The organism is Streptococcus respiraculi, assembly GCF_003595525.1.
GTDB classification, from domain to species: Bacteria; Bacillota; Bacilli; order Lactobacillales; family Streptococcaceae; genus Streptococcus; species Streptococcus respiraculi.
Map to the genome: position 1 here is coordinate 1487616 of NZ_CP022680.1, position 21391 is coordinate 1509006.

Consider the following 21391-nt stretch of genomic DNA (forward strand, 5'->3'; position numbering starts at 1 on the left):
AAATAGAAGGAGTATGCTATTTACATAATATAAATTACGTAAATAGCATACTCCTTCATCTTTTTTTGCTATACGCTTCAAAAGGGAGAAATCTTTCACTATATTGTTACTTAAGATTTGAAAACGGTTTAAAAGATGATATACTAGGAGTAGATAAAGGAGGAAGTTATGTCACATCATGTTTTGCAAAATGGTTCAGATATTCGCGGGATTGCGATTGCAACAGACGAATTAGCAGTTAATTTGACTCCAGAAGCGGTCACAAAGATTGTGCGCGGCTTGGTCTACTGGCTTTGTCAAGATGACGAGCTAGATAAGATTTATCAGGCTGGTAGACTGACGATCGGGATTGGACGAGATAGCCGCCTTAGCGGTCCTAGTCTAGTTGAAGCCTTTACAACAGAAGCGGTGCGACTAGGAGCTCAAGTCATTGATTTCGGTCTAGCTACCACTCCAGCCCTCTTTATGAGTACCCAATATGAGGAATTTGCCTGTCATGCTGGCGTTATGGTAACGGCTAGTCACTTGCCGTATTATTTCAATGGAATTAAAATCTTTAGCCGAAAAGGTGGCGCAGAACACGAAGATATCGCCTGCATTCTAGAGCACGATCAAGATTTAGGGGAACAAGCAGGTGGAGCAGTGACAACCGCAGATTTGTTAACACCATATGCCGCAGATTTGGTTGGTAAAATTCGCCAAGCTAACCAAGGACAAGAAAGACCGCTTGATGGCTTGCACATTATTGTTGATGCAGGAAATGGGGCAGGAGGCTTCTTTGCAGACAAGGTTCTTCGGGTCTTGGGAGCTGATACAACTGGCTCACAATTTCTAGACCCAGACGGCACTTTCCCAAATCATATTCCAAACCCAGATAATAAGGAAGCCATGGCTAGTATTCAGGCTGCTGTATTGAAACATCAGGCGGATTTGGGGATTATCTTTGATACCGATGTCGACCGTGCTGCCTTAGTGACTAAATCAGGCGAGATTTTAAATCGAAACAATCTCATTGCCATCCTTGCTCAAATCATTTTGCAGGAACACCCAGGCACAAGTATTGTCACCAATTCACCAACTTCAGAACATTTAAAACGCTTTATTGAAGAGTTGGGTGGCAAGCAGATTCGCTATATTTCAGGTTATCGCAATGTCATCAATAAGGCTATTGAGACCAATCAAGCTGGCATTGATTGCCAGTTAGCGATTGAAACTTCTGGGCATGCGGCCTTTAAAGAAAATTATTTCCTTGATGATGGTACCTACGCCGCAGCAAAAATCCTCATGCTCTTGCCACGTTTACAAGCAGAAGGAACTAGCTTAGATGACTTAATTGCTCAATTGAAACAGCCAGTAGAAACGCAAGAAGTCCGCTTTAAACTAGAAGCAGAAGACTACAGAGCGCTTGGTCAACAAGTGATTGCAGACTTACAAGCTCAAACGATTGAAGGCTTCCAATTTAATCCTGAAAATGAAGAAGGAGTGCGTTTTGATGTAACTGCTCCATACGGTGACGGTTGGTTCTTGTTGCGAATGAGTCTCCATGAGCCGCTTTTGGTCCTCCAAGTAGAAAATGATCATTCAGGCTACATTTTGCCAATTCTCAGACGTCTCTCTGAATTTTTAGCCACCTATCCTCAGGTAAATCAAACAAAGATGAAAGAAATTATTGAGCAATAATACAATAAAAAATTTACATAATATTTGTTATGTAAATTTTTTTGTTGTTTTTATAATTTATCCAGAGCATTTTTTTGTTCATCATTGACGATATGGGTATAAAGGTCTGTTACCTGAGTATTGGCATGCCCCAGTTGGTGACTGACCAAAACCTGAGACTTGGTCGCATCATAGAGACGGGTAGCTAGTGTATGTCGGAGTTTGTGAGGGGTCACCCGAATCTTGAAGTCGGCAGAGTATTTGGCAACCATTTTTTCGATACTTGAGGCATCCATACGATTGGGTAGACCACGGTATTCAGATAAAAAGAAGGCGATGTCGGTCTTTTCAGCCTTGTACCGTTGCTGACGAATGGCAAGATAATTCTCCAGGTAGGTTTTGGCGAAATTTGCCACGTTGACCGAATCCCGTTTGCCACCTTTTCGAGTCACCTCAATCATCATCATCTTTATATTAACATCAGAGAGATTGAGATTAACCGCCTCTGACAGCCGCACACCAGAAGCAAGGAGAAGTGCCAAAATCGCCAAATCACGCTCCTTATTTTTCTGGAAAGAAGAGAGTGCACGTTTCGATAGGTTGACCTGATACTGGGTGTCCACATAGTCCAAAAAGTCCATTGTTTCATCGCCTAAAAAGAGCTTTTGCTTGATGTTTTCCGCCCTAGCAGCAAGGGTCTCTTTTTTCTTCTTGGTGGAAACTTTTTTCATGACATTGCGGTAAAAATAGGGCTCGCCTTGCTCGTTTTCGACCTCTTCAGTCAAATATTTATAAAGGCTCGAAAGGGCAGACAAGGTGCGGTTTATCGTCGTCTGCGAGACCCCATTTTGAGTCGTATTAGCATTCAGCAAGGGCCTTTCGCGTAAATACAAGATAAAGGCTTCCATGTCTTTCTTGGTCAAATGTTCCAGAGTATCCAAAGAAATTTCTGAAATGCTTGTTACAGATACCAAGTCGGCCTCCATCAGCCATTCAAAAAAACGACGATATTCTTTCAAGTATTCATACAAGGTAGTAAAACTGTACGGAACAGCCAACTTGGATTGGTAGTAGTCTAAAACATACCAAGGCATGACCTCCTTTAATTGCTCAATTTTTTCCAGTAATAATTCACGACGCATAATAATCTCCCCATTTGTTCTTATCTATAGTATAGCACAAGTATAAATATATTTCAAGAAAATTATAGTTTTTCGGAAAGATATATGGAGGACTATCAGAAATACTCGTGATAATCAAATTAGCCCGTGTTTTACCATAGTATGTAACTCATCAAGAATTTTTTATAAAACTGTTCTACCTTTTCTTAGATAGACTTAACCATTGTATCTCACCTATCTTCCTAATGAAAATGAAATAGAACAGACTTTCTCATATTTATCTTAATTCTTTAACGTTCTTACATGCTCTTCAAGTACTTTGTTTAATATTTGTGTAAAAACAAGTTGACATAAAATCGAGATAGATATCCACCATAAGGATCTTCATCGCGTATTTCAGTAGCCTTAGTAACCGTTATGCACTTTTATTTTTGAAGAAAATGCTAACGATAATCCATTTATTTCGCGTATACCATTTTTCAATAAGAAAAAGTTTACATAATCATTATTACGTAAACTTAGCTTATTCCTTATCTACTAATAATCTTGCTCTATGATTTTATCATCTCGATACCAGACTTCGATGTGATTTGTATATTGAGCAGCCTCGTTTTTGTCGAATATCTGACGAAGCCAAGTTGCAAAACCCTTGTCAAGCTGCTCACGGTCAATTACCTTATTGACCAAGTCAACATTTTTTCCTGATACATTATGTCGGCTTAGATCATCGTTTGCAGAGGCTAACGAGGGAATGCAAATAACAATCCGCTGATAGGGTTTATCTGAAAAGAAACTACTTTGGGTTGTCCGAATCTCAACTCCCGGCACATTTTCAAAAATCCCGTTCAAATCGAGGCGCTCTCGTAAGGTTGCATGCCTCGTATGATTGAGAAATGCCATACCAAGGGTCAGGAGAAAAATGATGAAGAAGCATAGCCATAGCCAGCGTTTTTGGTACTTAGTCATTTTTTTCTACCTCCAGACTCTCTGCACGTAAGTGCCATTTGCCATCCATCTTCTGATACTGGGCTTTGACATGATAAGACTCGCTGTCAAACATTCCTTTGGAACTGAGAAAAACGCCTTCCAGATAAATAACTTCTTCCATTGGATCGTAGCTGAAGTCAACATTTTCCTTGCCAAAGAGAAAATCCCAGCGCTTAAATTCGATTTTTTTATCCTTAGCCAAGGTTTTTCGCAGGGCCTCTTCTACTTCTCTTCTGACATCTGCTGGAGTATTACGGAAAGTTGAGGTCTTACGACCGTATGCCCAAGTTGCAATCGTTGCGCCATTATAAAATAATGTAAACTGCTCCGTTTGATCTTCGACATTGTCTGTATTGATAGAGGCAATCAGCGTGTCTTTGAGTAAATCACGGTACTGATCATCGCGAAACAGGGCTGAAGTATTACTTAATTTGGGAATATAAAAATCGATTTCCTTGTATTCCCTACTGCTAAACCAGCCTGAAATACTGTCTTTTGAAATGGCATCTACTTTTGAGCCCAAAACGCCAGAAAAAGCATCGTCAACCTGATTTCGTTTTGAAATTGCAACCTTTTCTTGATACCAGGGCGAGGCCGTCTCAATTATTTTTCCAAATGCAGGAAAGAACAAGAATCGAATACCCGCTATCGCAACGAGAATGAGAACGATAAAGACGATTAGGTCGATGATTTTTTTCTTCATTTTTTTCATAATTGATATCAAAAGAAGAGAATTATTTTCTCTTCTTTTTCGCTTTCTTCATTTTGTTGGCCATGCGTTTCATGGATTGTTCCATGGCAAATTTACCGATTTTACCTTTCAGACCTCCGCCGAACATCTGACTCATATCTGGCATACCAGCGCCACCTAGGGCTGATAAATCAGGCATTCCACCTTGTCCCATCATGCCTTCAAGGGCTGACATATCCATGTTGTTTGGCAGATTTTTCGGAAGATTGTTAGGGTTGATCCCCATTTGCTTCATCATCTTGTTCATATCACCAGACATGACACCTTGCATCATAGCCTTAGCTTGGTTAAAGTCCTTGATGAATTTGTTAACCTCGACAAAGGTATTTCCAGAACCGTTGGCAATACGACGGCGACGGCTAGGTGTGAGCAAGTCAGGATTTTCCCGCTCAGCTGGTGTCATAGACGATACAATCGCCCGTTTTCTCGCAATATCCCGCTCATCGACCTTGAGATTAGCGAGAGCAGGATTTCCTGCCATTCCTGGAATCATCTTGAGCAAGTCTTCCATTGGCCCCATGTTTTGGACTTGGTCCAATTGAGAAATGAAATCGTTGAAATCAAAGGTATTTTCCCGCATTTTTTCAGCAAGTTCAAGCGATTTTTTCTCATCGTATTCTTGAGAAGCCTTCTCAATCAAGGTCAGCATGTCTCCCATACCGAGAATACGGCTGGACATACGGTCTGGGTGGAAGGTTTCGATATCGGTAATCTTCTCACCAGTACCTGTGAACTTGATTGGTTTTCCTGTAATGTGACGGACAGAAAGGGCCGCACCACCACGAGTATCCCCATCAATCTTGGTCAAAATCACACCAGTTACTTCGAGCTGGTTACTGAATTCACGAGCGACATTAGCTGCTTCCTGACCAATCATAGCATCAACTACAAGGAGGATTTCATTTGGCTGAGCAAGTGCCTTCACATCTCTCAATTCGTTCATCAATACTTCGTCGATTTGCAGACGACCCGCCGTATCAATCAAGACATAATCATTGTTGTTTTGAGTAGCAACTGCAAGACCTTGTTTGACAATCTCAACTGCTGGCACACCTGTTCCCAGCTCAAAGACAGGCACTTCAATCTGTTGTCCCAAGGTTTTCAACTGATCAATGGCTGCTGGACGGTAGATATCTGCCGCAATCAGCAAGGGACGAGCATTTTCGTCTTTTTTGAGCTTGTTGGCTAATTTTCCTGCAAAAGTCGTTTTACCAGCCCCTTGCAGACCGACCATCATGATAATGGTTGGAATCTTTGGAGACTTGATGATTTCCGCAGTGTCAGATCCTAGAATCGCAGTTAACTCTTCATCAACAATTTTGATGATTTGTTGAGCAGGATTCAAGGTTTCTATTACTTCGTGACCAACTGCGCGCTCGCGAACTTTCTTGATAAAATCTTTTACGACTGGTAGGGCCACGTCCGCTTCAAGTAGGGCGAGACGGATTTCCTTGGTTGCTTCTTGAACATCGCTCTCACTGATTTTTCCCTTGCGACGTAGGTTTTTAAAGACGTTCTGTAAACGTTCGGTCAAGCTTTCAAAAGCCATAGTATACTCCTTTTATTCTCTATTATCAATGCTACTTAGTATAGTGATTTTTTCTTGCAAAAATTCATCTGCTGGATAGCGTTCTAAGATTTGATCAAAAATTTGACTACGGACAATGTAATCTGAATACATGTGCAATTTCTTCTCGTAATCTTCTAAAATCTTTTCTGTCCGCTTGATATTGTCATAGACCGCTTGACGGCTGACCTGAAATTCTTCTGCAATCTCAGCCAAGCTATAATCATCAGCATAGTAGAGCTCGATATAATTCATCTGTTTATCGGTCAATAGTGCCGCGTAAAATTCAAACAAGGCATTCATCCGATTTGTTTTTTCAATTTCCATACCTTTTATTATACCAAATTTTTCCTAGAGGATAAAGCCTATCTATATCATTTGATCTATAAAAAAGTTTACATAATAAATTTTATGCAAACTAATTATTTTCTAAGTAAAATTCAAAACGTTCACCAACGTACTGGCTGTTCACATACTCAAACGGTTGACCATCTTCTAAATAGGAAACTTGACGGAGGGCTAAAATGGCTTGATTCTTTGTGATTTGTAGGTGTTTAGCTACCTGTTCGTTGGCCAGACGGGCATAAATCGTCTGGTGACTTTTACCGATGCGATAGCCGTTTTCCGTCAAGGTTTTAAAGAAATGGTTGGTCACATCGCTCTTTTTGACATTTTGAATTAAGCGTTCTGGGATACTCGCTACTTCATAGACAACAGGAATATTATCCGCAAAACGCACACGTTCCATCCGCACGACATACTCTCCCGCCTGTAAATTCAATTGGCTCACTTCTTTATCATTGGGCTTTGTTCGGATATAGGACAACAATTGACTGGACGGTGTTTTTCCCTGAAGCTGAATAATATCTGTAAAAGACATGGTTCCACGCATTTTTTCTTGCACACGAGTGCTTGCCACGTAGGTGCCCGACCCGACTTTGCGCTGCAAAATCCCTTCTTCTACCAAAAGCGTAATCCCTTGGCGCAAGGTCATTCGCGACACACCAAACTCATCGGCCAAGTCCCGCTCACTCGGTAGGCGCTCGCCGATTTTCCAGACTCCACGGTCAATTTCTTCTTTTAATTTATCATGAATGGCAATATAAGCAGCTTTCATACTCACTCCTCTTTGTTTCTCTTTCTATTGTACCAAATTTCTATCTTTTTAACCATTCTTACTGCAAATTGTTCGTTTTTATGATAGAATAAGAAACATCAATTTGATATTTTTATTTGAAAGGAAATAACATGACACTCCAAGACGTCGAAAAAATCATCGTTCTGGACTACGGTAGCCAGTATAATCAGCTGATTTCACGCCGTATTCGTGAGATTGGTGTCTTCTCTGAACTCAAGAGCCATAAGATTTCAGCAGCTGAAGTCCGTGACATCAATCCTGTCGGACTTATTCTCTCAGGTGGACCAAACTCTGTTTATGAAGAGGGCTCTTTTGGTATTGATCCTGAAATTTTTGAATTAGGCATTCCAATTTTGGGAATTTGCTACGGTATGCAGTTGATTACTCATACACTAGGCGGTAAGGTCGTTCCTGCTGGAGATGCTGGAAATCGTGAATACGGTCAGTCTACGCTCACTCATACTCTTTCTCCTCTCTTTGAAGGCACACCTGATGAGCAACTGGTCTTGATGAGCCATGGCGATGCCGTCACTGAAATTCCTGACCACTTTATCCGTACAGGAACGTCAGCAGATTGTCCTTATGCAGCGATTGAACATTCAGATAAGAAGATTTACGGCATCCAGTTCCACCCAGAGGTTCGTCATTCTGTTTATGGAAATGATATTTTGCGCAACTTTGCGATTAATATCTGCGGAGCAAAAGGCGACTGGTCCATGGATAATTTCATTGACATGCAGATTGCCAAAATCCGTGAAACTGTCGGGGACAAAAAAGTCCTTCTTGGGCTTTCTGGTGGGGTTGATTCATCCGTTGTTGGCGTTCTTCTTCAAAAAGCAATCGGGGACCAGCTTATCTGTATCTTTGTTGACCACGGACTTCTTCGCAAAGGCGAAGCTGACCAAGTCATGGAGATGCTAGGTGGAAAATTTGGCTTGAACATTGTCAAGGCAGATGCTGCCAAACGTTTCCTTGATAAATTGGCAGGCGTATCTGACCCTGAGCAAAAACGCAAAATCATCGGAAATGAATTTGTCTATGTCTTTGATGATGAAGCAAGTAAACTGACTGATGTTGCATTTCTTGCCCAAGGAACGCTCTATACAGACGTTATCGAATCAGGAACAGATACAGCTCAAACCATTAAATCGCACCACAACGTAGGTGGTTTGCCAGAAGATATGCAGTTCAAATTGATTGAACCACTCAATACCCTTTACAAAGACGAAGTTCGTGCCTTGGGAACAGAGCTTGGTATGCCTGATGAAGTCGTGTGGCGCCAGCCATTCCCTGGACCAGGACTGGCTATCCGTGTCATGGGGGAAATCACTGAAGAAAAACTTGAAACTGTCCGTGAATCCGACGCCATTCTCCGTGAAGAAATCGCAAAAGCTGGACTTGATCGCGATATCTGGCAATACTTCACAGTGAACACTGGTGTACGTTCTGTTGGGGTTATGGGAGACGGTCGTACCTATGACTATACGATTGCCATTCGAGCCATTACTTCTATCGACGGCATGACCGCAGACTTCGCCAAGATTCCATGGGAAGTCCTCCAAAAAATCTCCGTTCGCATCGTTAACGAAGTTGACCACGTCAACCGCATCGTCTACGATATCACCAGCAAACCACCAGCAACTGTTGAGTGGGAATAGAGTTAATAAGTATAAAAAGCCTATGAAATCAATATTTCTAAGGCTTTTTATCTTGTATTGACAACAGTTTAACAACAAAAACAGATTATTTTTTTATCAACTGCGTTGAGGACTCCTTTTTTCGTTCAACAGACTACGCTAGTCAAACTTCAAAAAGGAGTGTCAATAGTTAAGGTTTATGATATAATCATGTGGCAATGCTTTTCCTCAAGCAAATCTTTTGCTAGAGAGGAGGTGTTCATTAATGGGCTACTTCTCGGAGCTCCTTATTGCCATTACGGCAGAAGTTGTGGCAGGAATTATCTTGTACTTCATCTGCAAATGGTTGGATGGCAAAAAATAATAAGTATTGCCAACCTAAAAACACCCGTTAATCTGAAAAGAACGTAAAAAAAGCCCTCAACTATTGGCACTAGTTGGGGGCTTTGGTGTTCTAATGAACTACTTCTCAGTATCTAAAGTATACAGTATTTTACTAGGATTGTCAAATAAAAAAATGCTAGAGATAGAACTCCAATATTTCTTTATAAACTTCGTTACAGTTCTTGCATGATTATTATCACATAAATTGAGATAATTGTCAAATTTTACTATCCAAATTGATAGTATGTTGGTTGCCGTTAAACTTACTTTTTCTAACGTTATTTTCCGTCACTACTACTTGCCCTGTCATTCGATTAGCAACTTCTTCGATAGCATTAGGACGTAGATGAGAGTAAGTACCAAGTATAGTCTTAATATCTGCCATGTCCTAAGCGATTTTGCATTTCTAAGTCATTCATACCGAGCGACAACATAAAATTTGCATGAGAGTGCCTTAAATCGTGAATACGAATCGTTTTTATACCTATGAATTCACATGTACTTGTAGAACGCATTTCAATGTTGATTTTACTCGCTTCTTATCCGTCTGATAAGATAGACTTCAAAGAGCGACCTTCCTGTCCTCTCACTGACTGCGTCAGAAGACAAGGTTTTACAATGGGGCAAATACGAAAACGAGAAAAAACAACTACCAGCAGATACCCACTTTGTGACCATTGAAGGGGGCAACCATAACGGATTTGGTCTCTACAGCCAACAACGAAAAGATGGGATTGCCACTATTTCTGCTTCTCAGCAACGAGATATGAACATTCAAGAAATAGTAGATTGTGTAGAAACAAGTCATAACCACCCGTGAAAACGGGTGGCTTGTACACCGGCTATAAGCCGTTTCCCTCCAGCGGGCGTCTAAAGACGCTCGCTGAACTTCGTTCAGGTTAGCTTCTATTACTTGACTAATGCCCGTAACAACGGGCTTTTATCTTGTTCTAAAACCTCCATCTGAAAATGGATCTTCATACTCTTTAACACTCAACTTATCAAGAGCGATGTCAGTTTTTTCCTGCTCACGGATATACTTCGCAACAGTTTTCTCGTTTAATCCTACCGTACTGACGTAATAGCCTCTTGCCCAAAATTTGCGATTTCCATACTTATATTTTAAATTCGCATGTTTATCAAATATCATTAAGGCACTTTTACTTTTCAGATAGCCCATAAATTCAGAAATCGCAAGTTTTGGAGGAATGAGAACTAACATGTGAACATGATCTGACATCATGTGACCTTCAATAATTTCAACTCCTTTATATTGGCATAGATGACGGAAAATATCGATTAAATCCTGCCTAATTTTGTAGTATATGGCTTTTCTTCGGTACTTCGGTGTGAAGACAATATGATATTTGCACATCCATTTGGTGTGTGATAAACTATAACTACTTTTAGTCATTTATTTTTCCTCCTTTGTCTAACCTGAACAATTAGATTATACTAGGAAAAATAGTGGTTTTCTTGTTCTTCTCTGCGAGAAGAACTGGCTTGAAGCTATAATAAAAAAGGCTTGCTAGCCTTTTTCTTCTGACAGGAACTCTTTTACTAATTCCATCGTTTCCATGATAGCTTTGTAGCGCGATTGGTGGAGATTTAGCTCTTCCTTGTCTAGTTCATTATACATTTCATTGGTCAAGAGGATTCTTTTCCTCAATTTTGGCGAATACATAATATAGCCGACCAGTTCTAACTCGGTCAATTTTCCGATAATATCTGTCAATGTCTGAGGCTCTGTAGTGCAATGTTCCATCTTCTCTCTCCTTTTATGCTTTCAAGCACTGTGCAAACTCTTTATCTGATTATAGGCAATTAGCCTAATTTATGGTAAAATAAATGTACAATATTTAGATACATTAAATACCAAACGGTATATCTATATTATACTAGTTGGTATCGAATTTGTCAATCAAAATATACGATTGTGAATAAAAATGGAGCCAACCATGGATACGAGTAAAAACCTTTTTACCCAGCGATTGAAAGAGTTGCGAAAAAATGCAAAACTGACTCAGCAACAACTATCAAATGAACTCAATATCAAACAAGGTACCTATTCCCGTTGGGAACGTGGTCTACTAGAGCCAAATCTTGCTCAGATTACTGATTTAGCGATTTTCTTTCATGTCAGTGTCGACTACCTAACAGGAAAACGCGATAAGGAATATAGCACCATTTCAGCTCAGGAACGCGAAGCCATGTCTGTCGAAGAAAGCAGCAAAATTGCAGACTATGTCATTTCAAGCATCTTTACGGCCCTTTCTTCTGCTAAAGAAAAAGGCATTTCTGAAGCCGCTATGGTGGCACTACTTTCTGAACTCGGTTTTGAAAAAGAAGCCCAGACAAGTCTAATTGAGCAACTTTATGAAACAGGTACATTGAAACAGGCTGAAAAATAAGAAAAGCTCCACGAATGGAGCTTTTCTTATGTCATTTTACGGTTGATGTACAACCGTGTCATTCATATCAACGATTACACCATTTTGATAGACACGATAGAGCGACCCGTCTGTTCCTTGAAGAAGATTATAGGGAATAGAGTCAGTACGATTGTAATTATCTTCTAGGACTGTCCAGCCCTTATCTCCAAGAATACTATTGGCATAGTCAATCGTATCTTGACCGCTTTCTAAGGTCACACCGCTATTTGTATTTTGGAGGGCATCTGTAGTATCTGTATCAGACAGTGTAGATGAGCTAGCAGGAACAGAGCTTGCCTGCTGACTCGTAGAAGATGAACTTTTAGATACTTGACTAGCCGTTGTACTGCTACTTGAATCGCTTTTATCCGTCTTCTTAGAGCAACCTGTAGACAAGGTCAAAACAGCCAGTAATGAGATAGCAAGAAGTGTATACTTTTTCATCAGTGATCCTCCCTTTCTCTGTGAATCGTAAATCCTGTCGCTTGCTTGGTTGCCATAATGGTCATATCAGAAATCTGTACATGACGGGGTTGATTGGCAACAAATAGGACGCTCTGGGCAATATCTTCTGCCTGCAAGGCTTCAATTCCTTGATAAACAGTCGCTGCCTTCTCCTTGTCCCCGTGAAAACGCACCTGGCTAAAATCCGTCTCGACAATCCCTGGCTGAATGGTTGTCACCTTGATGTTCTTATCAATAGTATCGATACGGATACCGTCACTCAAAACCTTGACAGCTGATTTTGTTGCTGCATAGACTGCTGCACCTGCATAGGCATAGATTCCTGCTGTTGAGCCAATATTGATGACATGTCCTTGATTACGTTCAACCATGCTTGGTAAAATCTGTCGGGTCACATATAGCAATCCCTTGACGTTGGTATCGAGCATAGTGACCATATCTGCCACCTCATAGTCCTGAAATTTTTCAAGTCCTAAAGCCAAGCCTGCATTGTTGACCAAGATATCAACCTGCGGAACCTCTTCCAATATTTGCCCACACACCGCTGCCACTTCTGCTGCTTGCGTGACATCCATTTGGTAGTAATGGACAGTGACACCATATTTTGCTGTCATATCTGCCTGAATCTCTTTTAACTTCTCCACTCGTCGTCCGGTAATGATCAGATGGTCTCGGTTTTTAGCAAACGCATAGGCAATTGCCTTTCCAATGCCACTTGTTGCACCCGTAATCAGTACGTATCGTGTCATATCGCACCTCCCTTTTTTAGCTTCATTATACCACTTTTTTTGAGAAAGGAAAAAAGGAAAGCAAAAAAGAGCAGGAAACACGAACATTGTGCCACTGCTCTTTCATTATGGCTAAAGCAGGCTCATTAATCGAATCAGATAAACATTGAATCGTACCTGTCTGGAATAATAGATATTGCCTCCGTTTACGTAGAGTTTGCCTCCGTTGATAAGGGCAATCGGATGGTAATAGATGTAGGTCTGTCCCGTCGTATTCCCAAGGCTGGGGGCTACGATGTCTTTTGAATAGTTCGTTGACAGTTCAATGGTATTTTTTCCACCATTTTGGGCAACGTAGCCAATATAAGCTGGACCGTAATTATAGGCCTGAACGGCTGTCCAGACATCAACCCCTGCATCTTCAGCTAAAGAGAGATTTTGACTCAAATACTCCACCCCTTGACGGATGCTTTCCTTGCTGTCTGTAATGGTATCAGCATAGCCTGAAGCAGACTCGCTCGACTGCATGACATCAGCTTGTTTTCCTTTCGTTTCCGTGTAGATCATCGCTAACACCAATTCTTCGTTGGCTTTTGTGTCGTTTTCAGCCAAGATTTCCTGCACCATAGGTTGATAGGTCATGACTTGTTTGACATCTCGGTGAGTTTTATAGAATTGGTAAGCTAGAAAAACAAGGACGATGAGGGCAATCGTTCTTGCTAGTTTTCTCATGTTATTTGCTCTTAATATCTTCTATATTCTTGATGAGGATAGAATAAGTCCCATTATCGTTCTGAATAAATTCAACAGCTTCTGCATCCTCGTAAATAGTGGTCGGCACAATCAATTCAATCCCGTTTGATAGGGATAGTTTTTGATTTTCAAATTTTTTCAATTGGCGACTGCTGTCAATCTCGTCAAAGCTAACCTTTTCTGGAATCACCTCTTTCAGCTCATCGACAAAGCTGAGACGGGCTGTCAGATTGGTGTCAAAGAGTTGATCGGCCAATTTTTCAGGTGACAATTCATTGTCTTCTTCCAGATGATTAAAAATGGCGGATTTGACCTTAGAATGGAATTGGAAGTCTGCCTGATTAAAATTCTCCGCAATTTTCTGAGCTGTCTGCTCAACTGCCTTGATTGATTTTTTGGCAGAAATCGCTGGACAATCTTGCAAGACATTGTCCGAAAAATAGTTCAAAAAAGTCCCGTTGTACTTAATCCGCTTTTCAATCAAGTGGTATTTGCGGGTTTGCAGGTTGAGAATCAGAGCCTCATCAGGTGCTGAACCTGCGCTTGGCAGATTGTTCTGCGTGAGTTTCAAGGGACTATCACTTTCAGCTCCGACATGAACCAAATTTTCACGAAGGGAAATCCGTAAAAAAGCAAACTGCTCCACCCCATTTTTCTCAAAACGAACAAAGACCAAGTCATTGGTCTTGAGATTTTCAGAAACAGAAAACTCTTCTTTCCAAAGTTTGGCAATGGCAATGGAACTCTCTAGCAAATCATCAGACAGATAGTCAAGAAAGGGGCTTTCAGCCCCCAATTGCCCCGTTTTTGCTTCATCTGAATAGGACCGTTCAATCTTCTTACGCAGATACTCCTCAATCTTGGGGCTAATGGTCAACAATTTGTTTGCCAAGTTTAATTCCGTATCTTCTGGAGAAAACTGGTGAATAACAGCTTCTTTAATGTAAATATCCATGAATATTATGCCTCATAGAGCGGAAAGGCATCTGTCAAAACACGCACTTCCTTACGCACTTCATCAAGGACAGCTTCATTATCCGCATTTTCTAAGGCTTTCACCGTCAGTTCTGCCACCTTACGTGCTTCTTCAACACCAAATCCACGAGCCGTAATCGCCGCAGATCCAATCCGAATACCGCTTGTCTTAAATGGCGACAAGGTCTCAAATGGAATCGAATTTTTGTTCAAGGTGATGTGTACTTCGTCCAAAAGATTTTGGGCTACTTTTCCATTTTCAACGACCTTGGTCACATCAACAAGGAAGAGGTGATTGTCTGTTCCGCCTGTAATGACACGGAATTTGTCATGTGCTAGGAAGATATCTGCCATAGCCTTACTGTTGTCAATGACTTGTTGGGCGTATTCTTTGAAAGCAGGGTCTAAGACTTCTTTAAAGGCAACTGCTTTAGCAGCAATCACGTGTTCCAGCGGTCCACCCTGGATACCAGGGAAGATAGCAGAGTTGATTTTCTTTGCCAAGTCCTCATCATTTGTCAAAATCAAACCGCCACGAGGACCACGGAGGGTTTTATGGGTCGTTGTTGTCGTGATATGAGCATAAGGTACTGGATTTGGATGTAAACCAGCTGCGACAAGTCCAGCGATATGTGCCATATCGACCATAAGTTTTGCCCCAACGCTATCTGCAATTTCACGGAATTTAGCAAAATCAATGATACGAGAATAGGCAGAAGCCCCTGCGACAATGAGTTTTGGTTGTACTTCTTTTGCTTGGACTAAGAGGGCATCGTAGTCAAGCAAGCCTGTTTCTTTATCAACGTTGTAAGCAACAAAGTTGTAGGTTTGACCAGAAAAGCTGACAGCAGCCCCATGGGTCAAGTGTCCGCCAGCTGCCAAGTCCATTCCCATGACCGTATCGCCTGGCTCAATCAAGGCCATATAGGCTGCACAGTTGGCTTGGCTACCAGAATGAGGTTGGACATTGGCAAATTTAGCGCCAAAGATTTCCTTAGCACGCTCAATAGCAAGGCTTTCCACGATATCTACGCACTCCGTTCCACCATAATAACGGCGGCTAGGATAGCCTTCTGCGTATTTATTGGTCAAGATGGAGCCTTGTGCTGCCATGACCGCTTTTGAAACAACATTTTCTGAAGCAATCAATTCAATATTGTGCTGCTGACGCTTTTCTTCTGCAGAAACAGCTTCCCATAGTTCTTTATCAAACGCCTTGTAATCTTCTTTATCAAAAATCATGCAATTTCTCCTTTAAATGTGAGTTCTGGTAGCTGGGCGAGGAGGTCCTCGCGAGTGATGGCGCCTTGGCGTAAAATCTGGGCTTTCTCCCCTGACAAGTCTAAAATGGTAGAATCTTGCCCTGTTAAGAAATCATCATCTTTTACCCCGGTAACCTCATCATAGAAGCCCTCGATAATCTGGTCAAACAAGACACCGCTGGTCTTGCCAGAAAGATTCGCAGACGGTCCAATCAGAGGTCCAAAGGTTTTGATCAAATCAAGTGTTACTGGGTGGCTAGGAATGCGAAAACCGACCGTAGTCATGCCTGAGTTAACCCAGTGTGGGACTTGTTCATTTGCTTGTAAAATAATGGTCAAGGGACCTGGTAAGAAAGCTTGAAAGAGTTTTTCGAGATAATCTGGCTGATTCTTAGAAAAAGCACGGACATCCTCTAAACTCGCCACATTCAGATTCATAGCTTTATCTAAGGGCCGCTTCTTGAGCTCGTAGACACGCTGAACAGCTCGTTCATCCAAGGCACGACCAAACAAGCCATAGACTGTTTCCGTAGGGAGCACGACTGCCCCACCAGCTTCTAAAATTTGTGCAATCTTATCCATGATCCACCACCACCATCCTATCTTGTCCAAATTGGTCTTTGAGAATGCGGACACGCTTGTCTGGAAGGGCTGTTTTGAAAAGGTCTTTTACTTGTTGCCCCTGTTTATACCCGATCTCTAGGTAAATTTTCCCTTTTTCCGTCAGAAATTCTGTTGCTCTTTTGGCAATCTGTCGGTAAATGGCAAACCCGTCTTCTTCTGCAAATAAGGCTATGTGTGGCTCTGAATGAAGCACATTTAAGCCCACTTCTTCCACATCTGCTCGTGCGATATAGGGCGGATTGGAGACGATGATATCATACTGTCCCTTGATGTCCTGCCAAACATTGGACTGGACAAAGGCAAGTTCAACTTGGTTTCGCCAAGCATTTTCCTGAGCAACAGCAAGAGCATCTAGTGAAATGTCTGAGGCTGTTACCTTCCAGTTTGACTTCGCCTTAGCAAGACTAATCGCAATCGCTCCGCTCCCTGTCCCAATGTCGAGTACCGCAAGGTTCGTTGCATTATTTTCTGTCAGAATAAGGTCAACTAGCTCTTCTGTCTCAGGACGGGGAATTAATACTCTTGGATCTACCGAAAATTCCAAACCATGAAAATTTGTCTTTCCGATAATGTATTGAGCTGGAACATGCTGGGATAGCTGTTGAAAAATCAGCTCTAACAGCTCCTTATCGTCTTTCGTTACTTCTTTCGTTAGCAATAAAACGAAAGCTGTCAGAGTCAGCTTCTTCAATGCACGAAAGGTATAAGCTAGACTTTCTGGCTCTTCTCCTATCTCATCCAACTTGCTTTCATAACGTGAAAACAATTGCGCGTAATTCATTATTTATTCAACTCTTCTAATTTTTGCGTTTGGTCATAGAGCACCAAGGCATCAATCACCTCGTCCATTTTACCAGATAAAATCGTATCGAGTTTTTGAAGCGTTAAACCAATACGGTGATCCGTCACACGGTTTTGAGGGAAATTGTAGGTACGAATTCGCTCTGAACGGTCTCCTGTACCAATGGTTGATTTCCGCTCTGCATCTTGCTCATCTTGAGCAATTTGGGCAAAATGATCTGCCACACGAGCCCGAATGACCTTCATTGCCTTATCACGGTTTTTCTGCTGGGTTCGTTCTTCCTGCATTTCGACCTTGATATTGGTTGGCAAATGGACAATCCGCACGGCTGTTGCAACCTTATTGACGTTCTGTCCACCAGCACCTGAGGCATGGTAAATGTCAATCCGTAAGTCTTTTGGATCGATGTCGTACTCGACTTCTTCGATTTCTGGCATAATCAAGACTGTTGCCGTTGAAGTATGGACACGACCTTGGCTTTCTGTAACCGGTACACGCTGCACACGATGAGCGCCTGATTCATATTTCAACTTAGAATAAACCGATTGTCCAGATACCATAGCAACAACTTCTTTAATCCCACCAACACCATTATAAGAAGCCTCCATGACTTCAAAGCGCCAGCCTTGACTTTCTGCAAATTTCTGGTACATGGTCAGCAAGTCTCCTGCAAAGAGGGCTGCTTCATCTCCACCAGCTGCTCCACGGATTTCCAAAATGATGTTCTTGTCGTCGTTTGGATCTTTCGGCAGGAGCAAAATCTTCAATTTTTCTTCATAGGCTTCCTTATCAGCCTTGGCTGTCTTGAGTTCTTCCTTGGCCATTTCTTCTAAGTCAGCATCGCCAGAAGCATCCTTAATCATCTCTTCTGCATCAAGAATATTTTGCAAGACTTTTTTATACTCACGGTAGGCTGTCACAGTGTCACGGGTTGCTGCTTCTTCTTTTGATAACTCCATAAAACGCTTGGTATAGCTGACCACATCTGGGTCACTCAGCAATTCCCCAAGCTCATCGTAGCGGTCTTCTACCGCCTGCAATTGATCGTAAATATTCATCTTTTCTCCTATCTTTCTGGTGCAAAATAGTGTCTGCGACACACAGGGATATAGGTTTCATTTCCCCCGATTTGAATCTGCTCGCCCTCATAAACAGGCTCACCATTCACTGTCCGCAAGACCATGGTTGCCTTTTTGGAACAATATTGACAAATGGTCTTAATCTCATCTAACTTATCAGCTAAAAGAAGCAAGTGCTTAGAGCCCTCAAATAAGTCATTGCGAAAATCATTTTTGAGACCGAAGGCCATGACCGGCACATCTAATTCATCAACCACACGCGCAAAATCATACACATGCTGCTTGGTCAAAAACTGAGCCTCATCAATAAGTACACAGTAGGGTTTTAAGGACAAATTTGCAATGTAATCATAGACATTCATCTCCGTTGTAATGGCAACTGCTTCTCGTTGCATTCCGATACGACTAGCAACCACTCCTACACCTGCCCGTGTATCCAGCGCGGAGGTCATGATAACCACATTCTTGCCCTGTTCCTCGTAGTTATGCGCCACTTTCAAAATCTCAATGGTCTTTCCAGAGTTCATCGAACCATATTTAAAATAAAATTGAGCCACTTTTTTCTTTCCAATCTATCAAACTCATTCATTTCATTCTACCATAAATTCACCAAATGCGGTACTAGAGAAAATGAAAAAAGCGTTTCCGTTCGGCTATCGCTCTATCAAGAAATATGCTATACTAATTCTAGTAAAGAAAAAGGAGAATCTTATGCCATTTGTACGAATTGACTTATTTGAAGGACGGACTGAAGAACAAAAAATTGCCTTAGCACGTGAAGTGACAGAAGTCGTCTCTCGTAATACCAATGCCCCAAAAGAAGCCATTCATGTCTTCATCAACGACATGCCAGAAGGCACCTACTACCCTCACGGCGAAATGAAACGCAAAGGGTAAAACATTCTAGACTAATTTTAGACTTATCCACGCAAGTCTCGGATTGAAGAAAAAGCCCATCTTGGATAATTTTCTTCAATCTTTTTTCTTTTGCGTGAAAAAATAAAAACTCTTAACAATACGGTTCTATCAGTATTTCTAAGTGTTTCTGTTATATGGTAGTCAACTTCAAAAATATGATGAAGTATTTTCGATAACATCATGCAGATAAGCAACTGCCTGTTCTTCATCTGTTTTTATAAAACTAGTCACCATTTTGGGATGATCAATATAACTTTATCCGTTTGACCTTTAAGAGCTTTAGTTGTAGCTCTTAAAGCTAGATTAGTAGCATTCATGTAGCATTTACTCCTGAAATGAACATATTAGCTTCTCGTTCGGTCACTTCCTCGTAATCTGAAAAATCTCCAAAAAATAAACGGTCATACCATGCCTCATTCTCCACCCAACCATCAGACACAGAATAAACCTCCGTTATCCCATTACAATAACGAACAATTTTAGGATGTTTCGTTTTAATAAAGAAATACTTTGCTTCCATAGTCTATCTCACCAACCTATACTTGTCCTGCTGTTATACGCATTAGCTACTATTCTATAATAAATATGATTCTATTATACCCAAAAAAGCCTTGGAAAGCTCCAAAGCATTGGTGTATTGTCTTAAACTTTTTCTGTTCGTTTGGCAATACTACGCAAGCGCAGATTCAGACAGATTCCACATATGAAAATTCCCACAACAAGGCCAATCCAGTAGGCGAATGGTCCGAGTGTGGTCCTACTATCAAGGAAAAAAGCGATTGGGAAGGTCAGACTCCAATAGGAAACAAGACCGATGATAAACGGCATGGTCGTATCCTTGTAGCCACGTAAAATTCCCTGAATCGGTGCTGTAAAGGCATCTGCCAGCTGGAAAAAGAGGGCATAGGTCAGAAATTGAGACGTCAGCCCAATAAAGGCTGAATCATGACCATACAGAGTTGCCACCATTGGTCTAAAGAAATACAGGAAAGACAAGGTTAAAGAGGCAAAACCGATGGCACTCAAGCGGCCCAATCGACTATATTCTCTGACATCTTGATAGCGTTTTGCACCAATTTCATAAGAAATCACAATTGGTAGAGCTGAAGAAATACTCAATGGGAAGGCATAGAGCAAGGTCGCAAAGTTCATCGCGGCTTGGTGTGAGGCAATGACCTGTGAAGAGAATTTAGACATATAGAGTCCAACAACGGCAAAAATCGCTACTTCCGCAAAGATTTGTAGCCCAATTGGCAATCCTAAACGCACATCTTCCTTGATAAAGGAAACATCGAAGGAACTCTTTTTCCAAATCTGATACTCTCTTATCTTGGGGTGGCGGTGCATCACCAAGAGTACAACTCCCAAAACAGCCCAGTAAGCAAGAGCCGTTCCTAAACCTGTTCCTGCACCACCCAGCCTTGGTAGTCCAAAACGCCCATAAATCAAGAGATAGTTGAAAAAGGAGTTAAAAGGCACAATCAGGAGCATCAAATACATGGATAATTTAGTCAAGCCAAGCGAGTCAAAGAAGGATCGAAAGACACTAAAGAGTAACAGCGGTAAAATCCCAATCGAAATGTAAAAAAGATAGCGCTCTGCAACTTGAAAGACTGCCTTTTCCAGATGAAGCATTCCCAAAATAGGCACTGCTCCTCCAAAGACTAGGATAAACAACAAAAGGGCTAAGCCGATTGCCAAGTAGATAAAATGGTGCAACTCCTGCCGAATCCGCTCTTGATTTCCACGTCCTAGGTGTTGTCCGACAATGGGAACAAGGGCTGAAACAATTCCTGTCAAAAGAGCAAAAAATGGATTCCACAGACTGGTCGCCATGGACACACCTGCGAGGTCTACGGTACTATACTGCCCTGTCATCATGGTATCGATGAAGCTAGCTGAAAAATTCGCAAATTGATAAATTAAAATAGGCACAAAAATCTGGATAAATAGGCGGATTTTTTCTCGCCAAGTTGCTGTTTGGTACATGAATACTCCTAGTTTCTAACATATACTATGTGAATTGAATAAAAGTTAAGACACCGTTAAATCGCTTTGCTGGATGTCAGTTCTATCTGCTGCTCCTTACCTTATCCCATTCCTTTCTAA

The 21391-nt window shown here is 41.4% G+C and carries 23 protein-coding genes and 2 pseudogenes; 5 read left to right on the plus strand and 20 right to left on the minus strand.

The genetic code is table 11. The annotated features are described in order from the left end of the window. Window positions 1-168: 168 nt before the first annotated feature. Window positions 169-1680 (plus strand): phosphohexomutase domain-containing protein, encoded by a 1512-nt coding sequence (locus CHF41_RS07225; RefSeq protein WP_119876645.1) that lies wholly within the window; start codon window positions 169-171, stop codon window positions 1678-1680. A 50-nt stretch (window positions 1681-1730) separates the two neighbouring features. Here CHF41_RS07225 and xerS read toward each other — a convergent pair whose 3' ends face one another. From xerS to CHF41_RS07255, 6 genes are all read right to left on the minus strand, one after another. Next, complete coding sequence (xerS, locus tag CHF41_RS07230; protein ID WP_119876646.1) at window positions 1731-2801, minus strand: tyrosine recombinase XerS; 1071 nt, start codon at window positions 2799-2801, stop codon at window positions 1731-1733. 516 nt (window positions 2802-3317) lie between these two features. Then, window positions 3318-3746 carry a hypothetical protein gene (locus tag CHF41_RS07235; RefSeq protein ID WP_119876647.1) on the minus strand — a complete coding sequence of 143 codons (429 nt, stop codon included), beginning with the start codon at window positions 3744-3746 and terminating at the stop codon, window positions 3318-3320. Continuing rightward, the gene (locus tag CHF41_RS07240) at window positions 3739-4479 is read right to left on the minus strand and encodes a hypothetical protein (protein ID WP_119876648.1); all 741 of its coding nucleotides are present in this window, start codon (window positions 4477-4479) and stop codon (window positions 3739-3741) included. The genes CHF41_RS07235 and CHF41_RS07240 overlap by 8 nt, the downstream gene beginning before the upstream one ends. 22 nt (window positions 4480-4501) lie before the next feature. Continuing rightward, window positions 4502-6067 carry a signal recognition particle protein gene (gene ffh / locus CHF41_RS07245; protein WP_119876649.1) on the minus strand — a complete coding sequence of 522 codons (1566 nt, stop codon included), beginning with the start codon at window positions 6065-6067 and terminating at the stop codon, window positions 4502-4504. 12 nt (window positions 6068-6079) lie between these two features. Beyond that, window positions 6080-6412, minus strand: a complete 333-nt coding sequence (locus tag CHF41_RS07250; protein ID WP_119876650.1) for a putative DNA-binding protein — start codon at window positions 6410-6412, stop codon at window positions 6080-6082. 91 nt (window positions 6413-6503) lie between these two features. Continuing rightward, the gene (locus CHF41_RS07255; protein ID WP_119876651.1) at window positions 6504-7202 is read right to left on the minus strand and encodes a GntR family transcriptional regulator; all 699 of its coding nucleotides are present in this window, start codon (window positions 7200-7202) and stop codon (window positions 6504-6506) included. A gap of 131 nt (window positions 7203-7333) precedes the next feature. On the opposite strand from CHF41_RS07255, the gene guaA reads away from it, so the two are divergent. Continuing rightward, entirely contained in the window at window positions 7334-8881 is a 1548-nt protein-coding gene (guaA, locus tag CHF41_RS07260; protein WP_119876652.1) for a glutamine-hydrolyzing GMP synthase, read from the plus strand. 580 nt (window positions 8882-9461) lie between these two features. On the opposite strand, the pseudogene CHF41_RS10190 reads toward guaA, so the two are convergent. Further along, window positions 9462-9776 (minus strand): annotated as a pseudogene (locus CHF41_RS10190) (tyrosine-type recombinase/integrase); the annotation flags it as partial. A gap of 45 nt (window positions 9777-9821) precedes the next feature. Here CHF41_RS10190 and CHF41_RS07270 point away from each other — a divergent pair. Further along, window positions 9822-10064: pseudogene (locus CHF41_RS07270) on the plus strand (alpha/beta hydrolase); the annotation flags it as partial. 120 nt (window positions 10065-10184) lie between these two features. On the opposite strand, the gene tnpA reads toward CHF41_RS07270, so the two are convergent. Continuing rightward, complete coding sequence (tnpA, locus tag CHF41_RS07275) at window positions 10185-10658, minus strand: IS200/IS605 family transposase (RefSeq protein WP_119876653.1); 474 nt, start codon at window positions 10656-10658, stop codon at window positions 10185-10187. Between the two features lie 114 nt (window positions 10659-10772). Continuing rightward, window positions 10773-11009, minus strand: a complete 237-nt coding sequence (locus CHF41_RS07280; protein WP_119876654.1) for a hypothetical protein — start codon at window positions 11007-11009, stop codon at window positions 10773-10775. A gap of 193 nt (window positions 11010-11202) precedes the next feature. On the opposite strand from CHF41_RS07280, the gene CHF41_RS07285 reads away from it, so the two are divergent. Continuing rightward, window positions 11203-11655, plus strand: coding sequence for a helix-turn-helix domain-containing protein (locus tag CHF41_RS07285; RefSeq protein WP_162911927.1), 453 nt, complete (start codon window positions 11203-11205; stop codon window positions 11653-11655). A 36-nt stretch (window positions 11656-11691) separates the two neighbouring features. On the opposite strand, the gene CHF41_RS07290 is transcribed toward CHF41_RS07285, so the two are convergent. The 9 genes from CHF41_RS07290 to CHF41_RS07330 form a co-directional block, all read right to left on the minus strand. Continuing rightward, window positions 11692-12120: a hypothetical protein gene (locus CHF41_RS07290; RefSeq protein WP_119876656.1), complete on the minus strand. Its 429-nt coding sequence runs from the start codon at window positions 12118-12120 to the stop codon at window positions 11692-11694. Beyond that, entirely contained in the window at window positions 12120-12890 is a 771-nt protein-coding gene (locus CHF41_RS07295; RefSeq protein ID WP_119876657.1) for an SDR family NAD(P)-dependent oxidoreductase, read from the minus strand. The genes CHF41_RS07290 and CHF41_RS07295 overlap by 1 nt, the downstream gene beginning before the upstream one ends. Window positions 12891-13001: 111 nt before the next feature. Next, window positions 13002-13601 carry a lysozyme family protein gene (locus CHF41_RS07300; RefSeq protein ID WP_119876658.1) on the minus strand — a complete coding sequence of 200 codons (600 nt, stop codon included), beginning with the start codon at window positions 13599-13601 and terminating at the stop codon, window positions 13002-13004. A 1-nt stretch (window position 13602) separates the two neighbouring features. Next, entirely contained in the window at window positions 13603-14577 is a 975-nt protein-coding gene (locus CHF41_RS07305) for a nucleoid-associated protein (RefSeq protein ID WP_119876659.1), read from the minus strand. 5 nt (window positions 14578-14582) lie between these two features. Further along, on the minus strand, window positions 14583-15839 hold the full coding sequence (glyA, locus tag CHF41_RS07310) for a serine hydroxymethyltransferase (protein WP_119876660.1): 1257 nt from the start codon (window positions 15837-15839) through the stop codon (window positions 14583-14585). Then, window positions 15836-16441 carry an L-threonylcarbamoyladenylate synthase gene (locus CHF41_RS07315; RefSeq protein ID WP_119876661.1) on the minus strand — a complete coding sequence of 202 codons (606 nt, stop codon included), beginning with the start codon at window positions 16439-16441 and terminating at the stop codon, window positions 15836-15838. Before CHF41_RS07315 ends, glyA begins: the two co-directional genes overlap by 4 nt. Continuing rightward, the gene (gene prmC, locus CHF41_RS07320) at window positions 16434-17264 is read right to left on the minus strand and encodes a peptide chain release factor N(5)-glutamine methyltransferase (protein WP_119876662.1); all 831 of its coding nucleotides are present in this window, start codon (window positions 17262-17264) and stop codon (window positions 16434-16436) included. Before prmC ends, CHF41_RS07315 begins: the two co-directional genes overlap by 8 nt. Next, window positions 17264-18343 carry a peptide chain release factor 1 gene (gene prfA / locus CHF41_RS07325; protein WP_119876663.1) on the minus strand — a complete coding sequence of 360 codons (1080 nt, stop codon included), beginning with the start codon at window positions 18341-18343 and terminating at the stop codon, window positions 17264-17266. The genes prmC and prfA overlap by 1 nt, the downstream gene beginning before the upstream one ends. A gap of 8 nt (window positions 18344-18351) precedes the next feature. Further along, window positions 18352-18921 (minus strand): thymidine kinase, encoded by a 570-nt coding sequence (locus CHF41_RS07330; protein ID WP_119876664.1) that lies wholly within the window; start codon window positions 18919-18921, stop codon window positions 18352-18354. A gap of 154 nt (window positions 18922-19075) precedes the next feature. On the opposite strand from CHF41_RS07330, the gene CHF41_RS07335 reads away from it, so the two are divergent. Next, window positions 19076-19261 carry a 4-oxalocrotonate tautomerase gene (locus CHF41_RS07335; protein WP_067090338.1) on the plus strand — a complete coding sequence of 62 codons (186 nt, stop codon included), beginning with the start codon at window positions 19076-19078 and terminating at the stop codon, window positions 19259-19261. A 334-nt stretch (window positions 19262-19595) separates the two neighbouring features. Here the strand turns inward: CHF41_RS07335 and CHF41_RS07345 are convergent, their stop codons facing one another. Further along, complete coding sequence (locus tag CHF41_RS07345) at window positions 19596-19802, minus strand: hypothetical protein (protein ID WP_119876665.1); 207 nt, start codon at window positions 19800-19802, stop codon at window positions 19596-19598. Between the two features lie 122 nt (window positions 19803-19924). Then, window positions 19925-21271: an MATE family efflux transporter gene (locus CHF41_RS07350; protein WP_119876666.1), complete on the minus strand. Its 1347-nt coding sequence runs from the start codon at window positions 21269-21271 to the stop codon at window positions 19925-19927. Between the last annotated feature and the right edge of the window lie 120 nt (window positions 21272-21391).